Origin of the sequence: Meridianimarinicoccus zhengii, assembly GCF_003254465.1 — a bacterium.
Classification (GTDB): Bacteria; Pseudomonadota; Alphaproteobacteria; order Rhodobacterales; family Rhodobacteraceae; genus Meridianimarinicoccus; species Meridianimarinicoccus zhengii.
Map to the genome: position 1 here is coordinate 53,231 of NZ_QDFI01000011.1, position 15,491 is coordinate 68,721.

At 64.7% G+C, this 15,491-nt stretch carries 17 protein-coding genes; 7 read left to right on the forward strand and 10 right to left on the reverse strand.

Annotated elements, in window-relative coordinates:
• Window positions 1-9: 9 nt before the first annotated feature.
• Genes fliP through fliF form a run of 4 tightly spaced genes read right to left on the reverse strand, consistent with a single transcriptional unit; the run spans window position 10 to window position 3,361 of the window.
• The gene (fliP, locus tag DDE13_RS05565; protein ID WP_235868598.1) at window positions 10-810 is read right to left on the reverse strand and encodes a flagellar type III secretion system pore protein FliP; all 801 of its coding nucleotides are present in this window, start codon (window positions 808-810) and stop codon (window positions 10-12) included.
• A 34-nt stretch (window positions 811-844) separates the two neighbouring features.
• Window positions 845-1,129, reverse strand: coding sequence for a FliM/FliN family flagellar motor switch protein (locus tag DDE13_RS05570; RefSeq protein WP_111402279.1), 285 nt, complete (start codon window positions 1,127-1,129; stop codon window positions 845-847).
• Window positions 1,122-1,733, reverse strand: coding sequence for a FliH/SctL family protein (locus tag DDE13_RS05575; protein ID WP_111402281.1), 612 nt, complete (start codon window positions 1,731-1,733; stop codon window positions 1,122-1,124). The genes DDE13_RS05570 and DDE13_RS05575 overlap by 8 nt, the downstream gene beginning before the upstream one ends.
• On the reverse strand, window positions 1,733-3,361 hold the full coding sequence (gene fliF / locus DDE13_RS05580; RefSeq protein WP_111402338.1) for a flagellar basal-body MS-ring/collar protein FliF: 1,629 nt from the start codon (window positions 3,359-3,361) through the stop codon (window positions 1,733-1,735). The genes DDE13_RS05575 and fliF overlap by 1 nt, the downstream gene beginning before the upstream one ends.
• 123 nt (window positions 3,362-3,484) lie before the next feature.
• On the opposite strand from fliF, the gene DDE13_RS05585 reads away from it, so the two are divergent.
• The 6 genes from DDE13_RS05585 (at window position 3,485) to DDE13_RS05610 (ending at window position 8,847) form a co-directional block, all read left to right on the forward strand.
• Complete coding sequence (locus DDE13_RS05585; protein ID WP_111402283.1) at window positions 3,485-3,982, forward strand: flagellar basal body-associated FliL family protein; 498 nt, start codon at window positions 3,485-3,487, stop codon at window positions 3,980-3,982.
• Window positions 3,983-3,992: 10 nt separating this feature from the next.
• On the forward strand, window positions 3,993-4,370 hold the full coding sequence (locus DDE13_RS05590; RefSeq protein ID WP_111402285.1) for a hypothetical protein: 378 nt from the start codon (window positions 3,993-3,995) through the stop codon (window positions 4,368-4,370).
• The gene (locus DDE13_RS05595; RefSeq protein WP_111402287.1) at window positions 4,367-4,948 is read left to right on the forward strand and encodes a MotE family protein; all 582 of its coding nucleotides are present in this window, start codon (window positions 4,367-4,369) and stop codon (window positions 4,946-4,948) included. Before DDE13_RS05590 ends, DDE13_RS05595 begins: the two co-directional genes overlap by 4 nt.
• A gap of 42 nt (window positions 4,949-4,990) precedes the next feature.
• Window positions 4,991-5,860 (forward strand): flagellar motor stator protein MotA, encoded by an 870-nt coding sequence (motA, locus tag DDE13_RS05600; RefSeq protein WP_111402289.1) that lies wholly within the window; start codon window positions 4,991-4,993, stop codon window positions 5,858-5,860.
• Between the two features lie 71 nt (window positions 5,861-5,931).
• Window positions 5,932-7,725: a hypothetical protein gene (locus DDE13_RS05605; protein WP_111402291.1), complete on the forward strand. Its 1,794-nt coding sequence runs from the start codon at window positions 5,932-5,934 to the stop codon at window positions 7,723-7,725.
• 219 nt (window positions 7,726-7,944) lie between these two features.
• On the forward strand, window positions 7,945-8,847 hold the full coding sequence (locus tag DDE13_RS05610) for a lysophospholipid acyltransferase family protein (protein WP_111402293.1): 903 nt from the start codon (window positions 7,945-7,947) through the stop codon (window positions 8,845-8,847).
• A 24-nt stretch (window positions 8,848-8,871) separates the two neighbouring features.
• Here DDE13_RS05610 and DDE13_RS05615 read toward each other — a convergent pair whose 3' ends face one another.
• Window positions 8,872-9,561, reverse strand: a complete 690-nt coding sequence (locus DDE13_RS05615; protein ID WP_235868599.1) for a DUF1223 domain-containing protein — start codon at window positions 9,559-9,561, stop codon at window positions 8,872-8,874.
• A gap of 262 nt (window positions 9,562-9,823) precedes the next feature.
• Here DDE13_RS05615 and acnA point away from each other — a divergent pair, with 262 nt between their 5' ends.
• Window positions 9,824-12,613 carry an aconitate hydratase AcnA gene (acnA, locus tag DDE13_RS05620; RefSeq protein WP_111402297.1) on the forward strand — a complete coding sequence of 930 codons (2,790 nt, stop codon included), beginning with the start codon at window positions 9,824-9,826 and terminating at the stop codon, window positions 12,611-12,613.
• Between the two features lie 68 nt (window positions 12,614-12,681).
• Here acnA and DDE13_RS05625 read toward each other — a convergent pair whose 3' ends face one another.
• From DDE13_RS05625 to ccmA, 5 genes are read right to left on the reverse strand one after another with little or no spacing between them, the layout of a single operon-like run.
• Complete coding sequence (locus DDE13_RS05625) at window positions 12,682-13,218, reverse strand: DsbE family thiol:disulfide interchange protein (RefSeq protein ID WP_111402299.1); 537 nt, start codon at window positions 13,216-13,218, stop codon at window positions 12,682-12,684.
• Window positions 13,211-13,372: a heme exporter protein CcmD gene (gene ccmD / locus DDE13_RS05630; RefSeq protein ID WP_111402301.1), complete on the reverse strand. Its 162-nt coding sequence runs from the start codon at window positions 13,370-13,372 to the stop codon at window positions 13,211-13,213. Before ccmD ends, DDE13_RS05625 begins: the two co-directional genes overlap by 8 nt.
• Window positions 13,369-14,097 (reverse strand): heme ABC transporter permease CcmC, encoded by a 729-nt coding sequence (ccmC, locus tag DDE13_RS05635; RefSeq protein WP_111402303.1) that lies wholly within the window; start codon window positions 14,095-14,097, stop codon window positions 13,369-13,371. The genes ccmD and ccmC overlap by 4 nt, the downstream gene beginning before the upstream one ends.
• 55 nt (window positions 14,098-14,152) lie before the next feature.
• Window positions 14,153-14,809, reverse strand: a complete 657-nt coding sequence (gene ccmB / locus DDE13_RS05640) for a heme exporter protein CcmB (RefSeq protein ID WP_111402305.1) — start codon at window positions 14,807-14,809, stop codon at window positions 14,153-14,155.
• Window positions 14,806-15,435: a heme ABC exporter ATP-binding protein CcmA gene (ccmA, locus tag DDE13_RS05645; RefSeq protein ID WP_111402307.1), complete on the reverse strand. Its 630-nt coding sequence runs from the start codon at window positions 15,433-15,435 to the stop codon at window positions 14,806-14,808. Before ccmA ends, ccmB begins: the two co-directional genes overlap by 4 nt.
• Window positions 15,436-15,491 lie beyond the last annotated feature (56 nt).

Here is a 15,491-nt window from a genome sequence, read left to right on the forward strand (position 1 = left end):
GCACATGGCTCAGGAATAGCTGCGAACAAGCGCTGTCGCCACGAGTGTCCAGCCATCTGCGACCACGAAGAACGCGAGCTTGAATGGCAGTGCGACGATGGCGGGCGGTACCATCATCATCCCCATGGACATCAGGATCGCAGCCACCACGAGATCGATGATCAGGAAGGGCAGAAAGATCAGAAATCCGATCTCGAAGGCGCGGGCGATTTCGGACAGCAAGAAGGATGGCACGAGTATCGACAGCGCCGCCGAAGCGGACGCCGCTCTGGCCCCCGAACCCGGGCCCTCCGGCACTGTCGCGCCCGTTGGTTCAGGATTGCGCAGATCCGCCAGTGCAGAGAACGTTCCGGGATCGACACGGTTCGCCATGAAGCCGCGCAAGGGTTCCAGGGCGCGCGTGAACCCTTCCTGAAGTGAAATCTCACCAGCCGCGAGCGGCTGCCCCCCGCTTTCCCATGCCGCGGTTAGAACAGGATCCATGACATAGTATGTCAGGAAAAGAGCAAGGCTGACGATCAGCATGTTCGGTGGGGCCTGCTGAAGCCCGATGGCTTGGCGCAAGATCGACAGCACCGTCACGATGAACGGAAAGCATGTCACCATGACCGCTATTCCCGGCACGAGGCTTAGGACCGTCAGCAGAAGGAAGATCTGGACGGCGCGACCGCCGATCTGATCGGGATCCAGAAAGATGGCATCGAGCCCCGGCAGTGCGTCCTGGGCCTGCGCACCCAAGGGCACAAACAGGGCCAACGACAGGGCCGCGAACCCGATCGCGATCCGACCGTGCAGGACGTTCCGGACCACGCGCGCGCCTTCTGATGACCCCTTGCGCAGCGCTTCAGAAAGCCTGCGCATCATCCGCGACCTCGGTCAAGCGGACGGCAAGCTGGCCGCCGGAACCGTCTTCGATCTCTTCGAGCTGCCCGCGCGCGATCAGCTTGTCGCCGACATACAACTCCACGGGGTCGCTGACCGAACGGTCAAGCGGCAAAAGGCTTTCCGGTGCGAACGACAGCAACTCCTCTATGGTTGGCCGTGCACGCCCGACGGTGACTCGCACTTCGATGGGCAGCTTCACGAAGGGCTTCCGCGGGGCTTCCGTGGGCCGGGTCGAGTTATCCATGAACCTTCATTCCTTCTTCATCGTTCGCGTGTGCGGCAAAGAACTGCCGAACTGCCAACTCGATCTCGGCGAGAGCAGTTGCATGATCCACCGCCACCTCCCCCTTCTGGGAGCGGATGAAGACCTGCCCATCGGCAAGGGTCGGCTCCTCTACCACCGAGAGGGGAAATCCTGGGTCCTTTGGCAGAATCTCGTCAAAAAGCGGCAACGCGCCCGGTGCGACAAGCAGCGTCACGGGCGCGCCGGCCGCTTCTGCCGCAACCTCGCTGATCTGGGTCCAGACCACACGCGGCAGCACGTGCCGCGCGTACTCTGGAAGAATTCGCGCGAAGGTCGTTGTGACGAGTTCTTCAAGCTGACGCAGGACATGTCCGCGTGCTTCATGATAGGTGAACGACAGGTCCCCCAGGTTAGCAGCAAAATCGGCGGATATTGCCTTTCTTTCCGCGGAAAGCGCATTCGCGGAGTCGTCCCAGCCGGCCTCGTACCCCCTTTCGAAGGCGCTCAGCCGTTCTGCCTCCACAGCGCGGGCATCCGGCTGCGGGTCGGCTTGCGGGGTGGTCCCGAACATATCGAAATTCTCTGGAACGAAGGCACGCACCATCACGCCTTCTCCCCGAGTTTCTCGTCTTCAAGCCAATTGCGCAGGATCTCGAGCGTGTCGGGTTGACGGGCTTCGATCATTGTCTTCAGGCGCGTGACGGGATCGCCGGTATGACTCGCCGAACCGTCTGCCACCTCGGAAACGGCCGAGGGCAAGGCCATGATGCCTGGCATCGTCTCGGACCCCGCGGCGGTCGGCGCACCCGCCGGAACCGGTTCAGCCCGCGCAGTGCTGTTCCCAAGTGCAACCGGCGCCATGGCCTGCGAGACAGCAGCGTCGTCCATATCCGCCGGGAGGGGTCGCCGGCGGCTTGCCAGGATCGGACGGATCACGAACACCGCGAGTATGATCGTGACAAGAGCAAGAACCACCAGCTGAACGAGGCGCATCGGGTTCTCGGCGAGGATTTCCGCGAAGCCGCTCCGCGCCGCCGATGTCCCGCGTTCGACCGTCGGCTCGAATGCAAGTGCCTTGACGGTAATTGTGTCGCCCCGCGCCTCGTCAAAGCCGACAGTGGCTGCGACCAGTTCGCGCACGTCGCCGAGCTCGGCGTCGATCGCTTCCGGCTCCGTACCGATTGCGCGTCGATTCACGAGGACAGCCACGGTCAGGCGCTTCACGGCACCCGGCATCCGTTCGATATCCCGGATCACCTCGGAAATCTCGAAATTCGTGACCGTTCGTGTTTCCGCGTTCTGGCTTTGCGAGCCGGCAGCGCCGTCCGCAGCATCGCCATCCGGCAGGTTGCTTGCAACGGTCACCGCGTCGCCTCCGGCATTGCTTTCCGAGGTGGTAATTTCCTCGACATTGGTGCTGATCGCTACGCGAGATTGCGGGTCGACCCGCCGTTCGCGGATCGTCTCTGCGTCCGTCACCGGACTGATCGATACTTCCACGATCGCATTTTCAGGGCCGAACCGCGCTGTCAGCAATCGTTCGACCGCATTGCGCAGCGATTCCTCTTGGGCCCGGGAGCCAGAGCCGAGATTGCCGGGCTCGGCTTCGTCCCCGATCAGCTTCCCGGTCACGGCATCGACAACGGCGACACGGTCCGGTGTCAGCCCCGGCACGGCGGACGCCACGAGAAATCGGAACGCTTGCGCCCGTGCGGCTGTCAGCCCGCCGGCTGCCGCGGTCACCGTGATGGATGCGGTCACATCGGTATCGCGCCGGAAGCTTCCCCCTGGCGGTTGCGCGATGTGCACCCGGACCTGCCGGATGCCCGGACCTGCCAGTATCGTCCGCGCCAGTTCGCCTTCCTTGGCGCGCCAGTAGGCTGCATCGAACATCTGCGACGTCGTTCCGAACCCGGACAGGCCATCGAGAATCTCGTACCCGGCACCGGACCCCGCCAGCATGCCGTCCGCCGCCAGCTGCATGCGCAGGGCATCCCGCCGCGACGCGTCCACGAAGATCGCGTCCCCGCGAACTTCGTACCGTGCAGCGGCCGCGTCCAGCGCCTGGATCATTTCACCCGCCTGACGCCCATCGAGACCGCCATAAAGCAACGCCATGTCGGGTGTCGCCGCCATGCGCGACAGCCCAAGAAGTCCGAGAAAGACACCAAGGGTCGCGACCGCGACGATGACGCGCCTGCGCGGCGACAGCGCCCTCCAAAGACCGAGCATCTCGTTCAAGAATCGCTCCTCTCGCGTGTTCAACGTGTTTTCCCGAGAAATGACTGATGCGGATTAACAGTCGGTTAGCCGACTCGGTGCTATCGACGTGACAACGATGAAGGGAGTTGCAGGATGGCTGAATCCCGCGTTCAGGAAGAGACACCGGAGGCAACGGGCGCGAGCCAGCGCGCACCCCTCGTGCTTGCCACGATCACTGCCTTAGCCCTGGGAGCAACAGGCTACATGGCCGTGGGCAACGGCCTCGTACCAGGATTGCCGGCAGACCGTGGCACGATGGCTGCGGGTTCCGAAGGTACCGCTACGCCGCCGGGCGTGGTGTATCTCGAAATGGAGCCATTCATGGTGACGATACCGCGCACGGATCCGGTGCGCCAACTTCGTCTCGAACTCCAGTTGGAGGTCCCGATGGGCGCCGAGGCCGAGGTCCGCGCCCTGTCACCACGGCTGGAGGACACGATGAACACCTATCTCAGGTCGATCGACCTGACCGATATCGAGGACCCCGACACCCTCCTGCGCATGCGGATGCAACTGCTCAGGCGATTGCAGGTCGCCGCGGGCGACGGCCTCATCGAAGACCTCCTTGTCACGCAATTCCTGATTTCATGAGGTAATCTGCATGGAGTTTATCGCAGACCTTCTTCTGATTGCGGCTGCCCTTGGCGCAGCTTTCTACTGTTTCATTCTGTCGCGACGCCTGTCGACGCTCAATTCCGCCGAAGGTGGGATCGGTAAGGCCATCGCGACCCTGTCAGAACAGGTCGAACGGCTTGAACGAACCCTCGAAGGGTCGCGTGAACGTGCCGAGGACGTGGACAAGCGCTTGCGCTCCGCCATCGAAGAGGCCGGAAGGGCCGAGGCAGCCATTGTCGCGGCACTTGCCGCATCCCCACCGGTACGCACCGCGCCAAAGACGCAAGGCCCGCGACCGGAACCGCAACCGGCGTCGTTCAGACGAAGGCTCTTTTCCGATGCAGCAGCGGAGAGGGAAACATGACCCGCAGCCGACACCAGTCACGTACACGCAACGGCAACGTCACCGCCGTCCTGATCGGCCTGTTCATCTTGTCGGCGGGAATCCGGCTTACCGCTGGTCCTCTGCCTGCACTGGCGCGCGATGTATCCGACACGGATTTCTCTGCCCTGTCCCGATATCCGGAACGTGATTTCGCCAGCGGCGCGAACGTTCTGGAATCGCTTCTTGCCGAGGTCGAAGCCCGCAAGGCGGAACTCGCAACCCGAGAAGCGGAACTGGAGCGGCGTGAACAGGAGGCTGATACGCTTGCGCTCAGCATCCTTTCCCAACTGAACGAGCTCGAGGCTGCGGAAGAGCGCCTTGAACGGATGCTCTCGCTCGCGCGCACGGCAGCAGAAACCGACATTGCGCAGTTGGTGAGCGTGTACGAGGCGATGAAACCAAAGGACAGCGCCCGGATTTTTTCCGAGATGACACCGGATTTCGCTGCCGGGTTCCTCGCGCGGATGCAACCCGAGGTCGCAGCACGTGTCATCGCCGAGTTGGAAGCGGAGAAGGCCTATTCGATCAGTGTCGTCCTGGCCGGAAGAAACCTCTGAGCGCGGATGCCGCGCGATTGCACTTGAGACAGGAGCAGACCGATGCTTGCAGTTGCCGGAATTGCGGCGGTTTTCATCATGGTTTTCGGCGGTTACCTGCTTGCGGGCGGCAAGATGGGAATCATTCTCAAGGCCTTGCCCTTCGAGTTCGTGATGATTGGCGGTGCCGCAACAGGCGCCTTTCTGATCTCGAACGACGGATCGACAGTGAAGGCCGTCTTTCGCGACATCGGGCAGGTTTTTCGCGGACCGCAATGGAAGAACGCTGACTACCGCGATCTGCTGTGCCTCTTGTCGGAACTGATCCGGCTGGCGCGGCAGAACCCCGTGGAGCTTGAACGCCATATCGAGGAACCGGCGTCATCCACGCTCTTCGAACGCTACCCGAAGATCCAGTCAGACAAGGAAGCGGTGTCCTTGATCGCCGACACGTTCCGATCGGCTTCGATGAATTACAGCGATCCCCACCAAGTAGAGGATCTGCTCGAAGGACGGCTTCGTGAAAAGTTCCAGCACCGACTTCATACAAGCCACGCGCTTCAGACAATGGCCGATGGGTTGCCCGCGCTCGGGATCGTGGCGGCCGTTCTGGGGGTGATCAAGACAATGGCATCGATCGACCAGCCTCCCGAAGTTCTCGGCAAGCTGATCGGCGGGGCGCTTGTCGGAACGTTTCTCGGTGTCTTCCTCGCTTATGGTCTTGTCGGTCCACTAGCGGCGCGCATTCGCGCCATTCGGGAAGAGGATCAACATTTCTACCAGATCATTGGCGACGTCCTGATCGCGAACCTGCAAAAGCACCCGACCAACATTTGCATCGAAGTCGGAAGGCAGTCCGTCCCCGCCCATGTGCGTCCGTCATTCGGCGACTTGAGCGACTCGCTCAAGGAAGCACGGAGCCGCGCGGCATGAAGCAGGCGAGCCACCTACTTATTCTCATGTTGCTCTGTCTCACGCCAGGATCGTCAGCGGCGGATACGCGCGTGCGCTCAGGCGAACATGACAGTTTCACGCGACTGGTCTTCTACCTTCCGGCAAAAGTCGATGACTGGTCCGTACTGCGAACCGACGACGGCTACGTGATAGGCATCGAACCTGCGCCGGTCGCGCTGGATACATCGGAAGTGTTCAGTTTCATTCCGCGTACACGCATCCGCGACATCGAACTTCGCGACGGCCGGGTCTGGATCGGGTCGGATTGCGACTGCCACCTGTCGCTCTTCCGCGCACGCCCAGACATCATCGCCGTTGACATGCGCGACGGCCCGGACCCGGCCGGAACGCCTGAACAGGCGGTCACCGCTTCTGACCGACGCCGCGCCGCCCCGTCACTCCCCCGCCTGTTCGGCGCCGACACGCCGCAAGACAATTCGGTTCCGTCGCTGGTCGCGTTCATGCCGGCGGTTCCGCCGTCAGATCAGATCGATCCGAACGCGCTCGCCACCGCTGTGGCCCGCGCGACGTCCGGGGGACTGCTGAACCGGAGCGATCTGGATACCCGTTTGGAAGGTCAGGGCATCGAGACACGCAGTGCGCTTGATCGCGCGGAACCGGACGATGCGCGCCTCGCGCAGTCGGCGCTCTGTCAGAGCATTTCCTTGCTTGACGAATTGCTGGAGATCACGCCTTCGACTGCGTGGCAACGGATCGAGACGGAGGCCGAAGCCGACGACGGGCAGACCGCGCGCGCATTAGCCTACCTGTCACTCGGCTTCGGCGCAGAGGCTGCCGTTGCATTTTCCGAAAGCGCATTGCCTGCCGGATCGGGCTTGCTGCTGGCACGGATCGCCCAATCCGTCGACGCACCGGCGCGGTCGGCCGCCGGGGATCTTCAGCCCGTTCGGCACTGCGATGGCGTACCCGGCCTTATTGCCACGCTTGCCTCACCAGAAGAGGTGGAGTTGACAGAGGACGGCAGCCGCGCACTCGTGGCGACGCTGTCGCGCCTTCCACCGCCATTGCGCGCGCACCTCGCAGCACGGCTGGAAGCAAGACTCGCCGCAGCGGGATTCTCGGAACTCGCGCAATCGGCGCGTTTCACATACCAGCGCACGGGCGATGGCCCTGACCCTGACAACCCGCGGGCAGTCGCAGGATCGTCTCGCGCCGATGATCGGCCTGCACTGCCGGACACGCCGTTCTTCGACCCAGATGTGAGCGGAGATGTCATCGATACGATCGCTGCCGGTCGGTTCGCACAGGAAGACCGAATTCTGATCGAGGCATGGATACAGGAAGCACCAAGTACGGCAGAGGCCGATGCGGCAACGGGTGTCTACGTGTCGGCCCTCAACCGGGCTGGTCGGCCGCTAGATGCACTGTCGCATCTCGACGCGCGCATGGGGCGGCGGGGCATCATGCGCCCGGACATCGAGGCCGCTATGGTCGAGACGCTCCGCGCCGCGGCAAGTCAACTCGGTCCCGGCGCCTTGATCCTGCTGGATGCCCGACTGACGGAACGACCGTGGTATGAGCAGCTGCCCGAGGAGGTGCGGCGCGCATTCTCGTCGCGTGTCGCCGCAGTCCGCTCCGAAATCCTGGGGGCACGAAACGGTGACGAACCTCCGCAGTTGCGACCGGCCGCAGGCGAGGTTGGAACCGACACCGGCACAGGCACCGGCGCGATCAGCGAGTTTCCGGACGGCACAACGATATCGCCGAGACGGCTCGCGGCGGATGCCGCGATCGCCTCGGCTGCCGACAGCATCGCCCGCTCAGCGCGACTACGCGCCGAGGCGGCAGAACTGGCCCAGGTCCTGATGCGCGCGACACCGTGAAGCTGTTTGCCCGAAATGCGGTCCGCAACAAGTTTCCTGCCGCCAACACACCCCCGAGCGCCCACCATTTAACCTGACGCGAGCTTCGACGCCGCGTGCGAGGATACGAGGCGGCAAATGCGAGTCTCGTCTTCGGCGGTTGCCCGCGCCGCACAGCCCGGCCTATACCGGCGCTGGCCCGGTCGGCGGGTGGATCGGGCACGGGATCGGAGCGGACGCATGGCTGCGGACAGCGACAGGCAAGGCACGACGCAGGGGAATCCGTGGACCCGACGCGCCATCCTTGCACTACTTTGGATACCGTCCCTCTTGCCCTATGCGCCGCGGATCGCCGTGATCGCCTGGATCATGGCTCGGGTCTTTGCCCCGATCGCGGGATATGACCGGCGCATCCGCGAGAACCTCGCCCACGTCCTGCCCGACATGCCCGTGTCGGAGGTACGGCGGTTGACCCGCGCAGTTCCCGCGAATACGGGCCGCATGCTGGGCGAAATCGCGGCGGGAAAACCCTTCATCGATCGCGTTTCGCGCATTCCCATGACGGGACCCGGGCTGGACGCGCTGGACGCTGCGCGCAACTCCGGCCAGCCGATTATCGTGGTCAGCGGGCACTTCGGCAATTTCGATGCCGCACGCTGTGCGCTGGGCCGCCGCGGCCACGAGATCGGCGCGCTCTACCGGCCCGTCGACGATCCCGCCCTCGACCGGATATTCCACGACGCGCTCAGCCGGATCGCCGCACCCGTATTTCCGCGCGGGCGCCGGGGTCTTGCACAGATGGTAAGGTTCCTGCGCGCCGGCAACACGGTCGCGATCCTGCTGGACCAGTATGTACACGGCGGCGCTGTTCTGCGCTTTTTCGGCAAACCCGCGCCAACGTCGCTGTCGGCCGCAGAGATGGCACTGAAATACGGCGCGCTTCTGGTTCCTGTCTACGGTATCCGGCGCGGTGCGACGTTCGATATCGTCGCCGAGGCGCCGATCCCGCACAGCACGCCCGAAATCATGACGCAAGCAATCAACGACAGCCTTGAAGCGCGTGTCCGGTCGGACATGGATCAATGGCTGTGGATTCACCGGCGATGGAAACCCGATCTCGATCGGTCCGCAGAGCCGGCGTGACGCATCCGTCAGGATACACTGGAACTAGTCGAGCCGCGCGGCGGAGAGTATGGGCCCCTGCCCGGCCGCTTGCACGAGAACCGCGCCGGGTTGCGGTTCGGGCGGCGCGGGGATGGCGAATTCCGCGGGCGACTGTCCGTCCCAGGTACCCAGAACCGCCCAATCCGTGACGACATTCGCATAGTGGAGCGTGTGGCCCGCGTTCTCGCCGCGGCTGATCTCGATCTCGCGCAGGGGCGCATAGCGCACCACGATCACCTCGGCCGCGGGTTCCATCGCGGCGAGGGGCGTCAGTCGCACCCGGACACCGCCATCGTCCCGCGCCTCGATGTCGATCCGCATCACCGCGGGCCGGTCCTGTTCCGCTGCGATTGCGTCGTGTATGCGGCCTTTCTTGGTGCCCGCGATCTCAACTCGCCCGGCCACGATCATCTGCGGCGTATAGATCATGCGCTGCCCGGCGGCGTGGGCATAGGTCTTCTGACGCTTGGTAAACGCGGCCTTGGCAAACCGGTCCGTCCAGCCGATGTAATCCCAGTAATCCACGTGCAGCGCGAGCGGCAGGACACCGGGATCTTGCGCCAGTTCCGCCAGAAACGCATCGGCGGGCGGGCATGCCGCGCATCCCTGCGACGTGAACAGTTCGACCACCACGGGCGCGTTCGACTCTTCTGCCAGGCCAGGTCCGGCTGCCGCAGACACCGCCAATGTCAAGCCGAGAACCCTCCGGACCAGTCCCCGCCTGAGTTCCCGCGCGCGCCGTCTCATCCCCTGGCCCCTTCTGTCGTACCCCAACGCCGCTCATATCTAGGCGATGGACGGCAACCCTGCCAATCACCCTTTCGAGACCCGCTGCATTGCGTTTCGGTGTGCGACGGTATACAATAAGTCGCACCCGCGTGCCCTTGATCGGCTTCTGCCGCAGGGGCATACCGATCCCAGCTCAACTCCGCTTCATTCCGGGAGATCACACGCCATGACGATAATCGTTGGTCAGGACACCGCCAAGACGCGCAAGACGCTCACGGCGGGGAACCAGACAGTCGCCTATTACTCGATCCCGGCGGCCGAAGCCGCCGGGCTGGGCGACTTCTCGAAACTGCCTGCGGCGCTCAAGGTCGTGCTGGAAAACATGCTGCGGTTCGAGGACGGCAAGACCGTCACGGTGGACGACATCAAGGCCTTTGCCGACTGGGCCGAGCAGGGCGGCAGGAACCCGCGCGAGATCGCGTATCGCCCCGCGCGCGTCCTGATGCAGGATTTTACCGGGGTCCCGGCCGTGGTGGATCTTGCGGCCATGCGCGACGGGCTCAAGGCGCTGGGGGGCGACCCCGAGAAGATCAACCCGCTGAACCCGGTGGATCTCGTGATCGACCATTCGGTCATGATCGACGAATTCGGAAATCCGCGCGCGTTCCAGATGAACGTCGACCGCGAATACGAACGCAACATCGAACGCTACACGTTTCTCAAGTGGGGCCAGAAGGCGTTCGACAATTTCCGCGTGGTCCCGCCGGGCACCGGCATCTGCCACCAGGTGAACCTTGAATACCTCGCGCAGACGGTCTGGACCGACAGCGACCAGAACGGCGACACGGTGGCCTATCCGGACACGCTCGTCGGGACGGACAGCCACACCACCATGGTCAACGGCGCGGCCGTCCTGGGCTGGGGCGTCGGCGGGATCGAGGCGGAGGCCGCGATGCTTGGCCAGCCGATCTCCATGCTGATCCCCGAAGTCGTGGGCTTCAAGCTGACCGGCGCGATGACCGAAGGCACCACGGCAACGGACCTTGTGCTCAAGGTCGTGGAAATGCTGCGCGCCAAGGGCGTGGTCGGCAAGTTCGTCGAATTCTACGGAGACGGGCTCGACAACGTCCCGCTCGCCGACCGCGCGACCATCGGCAACATGGCCCCCGAATACGGCGCGACCTGCGGCTTCTTCCCCATCGACGCAGAGACCCTGCGGTATCTGGAACAGACCGGCCGCGACAAGGAGCGCGTGGCGCTGGTCGAGGCCTATGCCAAGGCCAACGGCATGTGGCGCGATCCGGGATACGCGCCTGTCTACACCGACACGCTGGAACTGGACATGTCCACGGTGGTGCCCGCCATTTCCGGGCCCAAGCGTCCGCAGGATTTCGTCGCGCTGTCCGACGCCGCCAAGACCTTTGGCGCCTATGTGAAGGGCCAGCGCAGCAAGGGTGCGGATGCCACCCCCGTCGAAGAAATCCGCTGGGAAGGCGAAGGCGGCCAGCCCGAACCCGCGGACATTCCCGGCGACGAAGGCCACCACAAGCGCGGCTATGTCAGCGCCAAGGACGGCAGCTACCAGTTGCACGACGGGTCCATCGTGATCGCGTCGATCACGTCCTGCACCAACACGTCGAACCCCTACGTGATGATCGGCGCCGGGCTGGTGGCACGCAAGGCGCGCGCGCTCGGCCTCACCCGCAAGCCCTGGGTCAAGACCTCGCTCGCACCCGGAAGCCAGGTGGTGTCGGCCTATCTCGAAGCGGCCGAGCTTCAGGACGATCTTGATGCGATCGGGTTCAATCTCGTGGGCTATGGCTGCACGACCTGCATCGGCAATTCCGGCCCGCTCGCACCCGAGATTTCCGAGGCGATCAACAAGTACGACCTGATCGGCGTGTCGGTCCTGTCGGGCAACCGCAACTTCGAGGGCCGGATCAGCCCCGACGTGCGCGCCAACTACCTCGCCTCGCCGCCGCTGGTGGTGGCCTACGCGCTGGTCGGCGACATGAATGTCGACATCGCCAAGGATCCGCTGGGACAGGACAAGGATGGCAACGACGTCTACCTGAAGGATATCTGGCCGTCGCAGAAGGAAATCGCGGAACTGGTCGAACAGACCGTCACGCGCGAGGCCTTCCAGTCGAAATACGCAGACGTGTTCAAGGGCGACGACAAGTGGCAGCAGGTCGAGACCACGGACAGCCTGACCTATGACTGGCCCGCATCGTCCACCTATGTGCAGAATCCGCCCTATTTCCGCGACATGGCCGCCGAACCGGGCACGATCAGCAATATCGAGGGCGCGAAGGTTCTGGCGATCCTCGGCGACATGATCACCACCGACCACATCAGCCCCGCGGGATCGTTCAAGGACACGACGCCTGCGGGCAAGTACCTGGTCGAGCGTCAGGTCCCGGTGCGCGAATTCAACTCCTACGGTTCGCGCCGCGGCAACCACGAGGTCATGATGCGCGGCACCTTCGCCAATATCCGCATCAAGAACGAGATGCTGGACGGTGTCGAAGGCGGCTACACCAAGGGCCCCGACGGGACCCAGATGTCGATCTTCGATGCCGCCATGGCCTATCAGGATCAGGGCATCCCGCTGGTGATCTTCGGCGGCGAGCAATACGGCGCGGGCTCCAGTCGCGACTGGGCGGCCAAGGGCACCAGCCTGCTGGGCGTGAAGGCCGTGATCGCTGAGTCGTTCGAACGCATCCACCGGTCGAACCTTGTCGGCATGGGCGTCATCCCGTTCGAATTCACCGGCGGCGACACGCGCAAATCGCTGGGCCTGAAGGGGGATGAAACCGTGGCGATCCACGGGCTGGAGGGCGACCTGAAGCCGCTGTCCGAAGTGTCCTGCACGATCACCTATGCCGACGGGACGGAAAAGACCATCCAGCTCAAGTGCCGGATCGATACCGCCATCGAGAAGGAATACATCGAACATGGCGGCGTGCTGCATTACGTACTGCGCAACCTCGCCAAGTCCGACAGCGCGGCCTGATCCGCCCGACATCGAAAGGAGAACCCGCGCTTCGGCGCGGGTTTTTTCACGTCCGAAGCGTGGTGGACCTATTCGGACGCAGCTGCGATCGCCGGTCGGATCGTGTTTTCCAGAACGCTCTCGGTGATCGGACCGGCGAAGCGAAGCACCACCGTCCCATCCCCGTCGATCACATAGGTCTCGGGCACGCCGTAAAGCCCCCAGTCCAGCGCCATGCGCCCCGGCCCGTCCGCGCCGATGGCGGTATAGGGATCGCCCAGTTCGGCCAGGAAACGCAGCGCCTTGTCCGGCTCGTCCTTGTAGTTCACGCCGTAGATCGGGATGCCCTCGTCGGCGAGCTGTTCCAGCTTCGGGTGCTCCACCCGGCAGGGCGCGCACCAGCTGGCCCAGAAATTCACCAGCTTCACGCCCGGCGCCCGCAGCGCCGCATCGTCGAACGGTGTCTTGTCGCCAAGCGGCTGCAACGCCACGGGCGGGGCCGGTTCGCCCGCCACCGCGGACGGCAGCGCATCGGGATTCTCGCGGAACATACCCGTGTAGAACAGCACCGCAAGCCCCGCGAAGATCAGGGGCGGCAGCGCCACCAGCGGGGATACCCTAGCCATCGGCGCGATCCCGGCGGGCTTCCACCGACCGCAGTTCCCTGCGGACGCGCGCGCCTTCCCGCAGGCTGGCCCAGACGATCCCGCCCAGCAGGGCCACCGACACGACATAGGCCGAGATAACCTCGACCGCGTACTTCCCAAGTTCCGGCATCATGCCATCCGCTCCCGGTTCAGCAGGGCCTGAAGACGGCGCCTGCGGATCTCTGTCCGGGTGCGTACCAGCACCAGCGTCAGGAACAACAGTACGAAGCCTGAAATGCTCGTGATGAGCGGCCAGTAATAGATGTCGGAAATCGGGTTGTCCTGCGTCACCGTCAGCGATGCGCCCTGGTGCAGGCCCTGGTTCCAGAACAGCACCGCGTAGCGCGACAGCAGCGCGAAGACCGACCCGACAAGGCACAGCACCGAGGTCAGGTCCGCTGCCGTGTCTGGGTTGTCGATCGCGGCCCAGAGCGCGATGTATCCCAGATAGAACAGCCCGAGGATCAGGAACGAGGTCAGCCGCGGGTCCCACGCCCACCACGTCCCCCACATGGGCTGGCCCCAGATGGCGCCCGTGGCCAGCGCGATCACCGTCATCACAAGCCCCACGGGCGCCGCGGCCTTGGCCGCCAGCGCGCTGACATGGTGGCGCCGCACGAGCCAGATCAGCGACGTCACCAGCATCATGAGCCACGCGTTGATGCCCATCAGCGCGGCGGGCACGTGGATATAGATGATCTTGACCGTCGATCCCTGTCGGAAATCGTCAGGGGTGAAGAAGAAGCCCCATATCAGCCCGACGGCAAGGCACAGCGCGGCCAGCCCGCCGACCCAAGGCAGGGCTGCGCCGCTGACCTGCATGAACTTTTTCGGATTGGCATATTCCCAAAGCGACATGCGTCGAGAAATAGGCACGCTGTCCTTGTGTTGCACGTCACAATCCTCCCAATTGTCAGCGCAAATTGACGCGGAGCGCCGCCGCCGCCGCGAAGGGCATCAGCGCGGCACAGCCAAGGCTGATCCCGGCAAGCAGCGCCAGCGGCGTGGCGACCGGCATCCCCTCGGCTCCGCGGCGGGCAACTTCGGCCCCGAAGATCAGCGTCGGCACGTAGAGCGGCAGCACCAGCAGCGACAAGAGCAGCCCGCCACGGCGCAATCCCACGGTCAATGCCGCCCCGAACGCGCCGATCACGCTCAGCGCCGAGGTGCCCAGCAACAGCGACGCCAGCAGCCAGCGATAGCCGGGCACGGGCAGGTTCAGAAGCACCCCCAGCACCGGCGCCATCAAGGTCAGCGGCAGACCCGTCGTCAGCCAGTGCGCGAAGGCCTTGACCGCGACCGCCCCTTCCAGCGGCAGGGGCGCCGTCGCCAGCAGGTCTAGCGATCCGTCCTCGAAATCCAGCGCGAAGATCCGGTCGAGCGACAGAAGGCAGGCCAGCAGTGCCCCCAGCCACAGGATGCCCGGCGCGATCCGCGACAGGACGGCGGTGTCCGGCCCCACGCTGAGCGGCACCAGCACGACGACGACAAGGAAGAAGGCCAACCCGAGCCCGAAGCCGCCGCCCGCGCGTGTGGCCACAGCCATGTCACGGCGCAGCAAAGCGATCACAGGAAAGCCTCGTCGCCCGTCGGCGCGTTGCCGGTGCGCACGCCGCCCGGCTGCGGGCGGAACGGCGACAGGTCCAGCACCCGCGCATCGGTCAGGCCGAGGTCGATATGGGTCGCCATGATCGCCGCGCCACCGCCCGCCAGATGCACCCGCACCGCCGTCTCGAACAGCCCCACGCTGGCCGCGTCCAGCGACACGGTGGGTTCGTCGAACATCCACAGGGGCCGGCCCGTCACCATCATCCGCGCCAGGCCCAGCCGCCGTTTCTGCCCCGCCGACAGGTTCTGCGCCGCGCGGTCCGCAAGCCCGTCCAGATCGAACGCCGCCATGGCCGCGCCGATCCCGCCGCCTCCGAACACCTGTGCCCAGAATGTCAGGTTCTCGGTCACGGTCAGCGTCGGCTTCACGCCATCGGCGTGCCCCGCATAGGCGATCACGTCCTCGCCACAGGCCACCGAACCCGCCAGTGGCGGCTGCAGCCCGGCCAGCGTGCGCAGCAGCGTCGTCTTGCCCACGCCGTTGGGGCCTCGCAGGATCAGCGCTTGCCCGGGCGCAAGCGTGAATCCGACCCCCGACAGCACGCAAACCCCGCCGCGCGCGACCGCCAGACCGGACACGTTCAGCATGGGCCGCACCGCATCTTCTGTCGAAAAACATCCTTGGGGATTCGGGGGCAGACGGC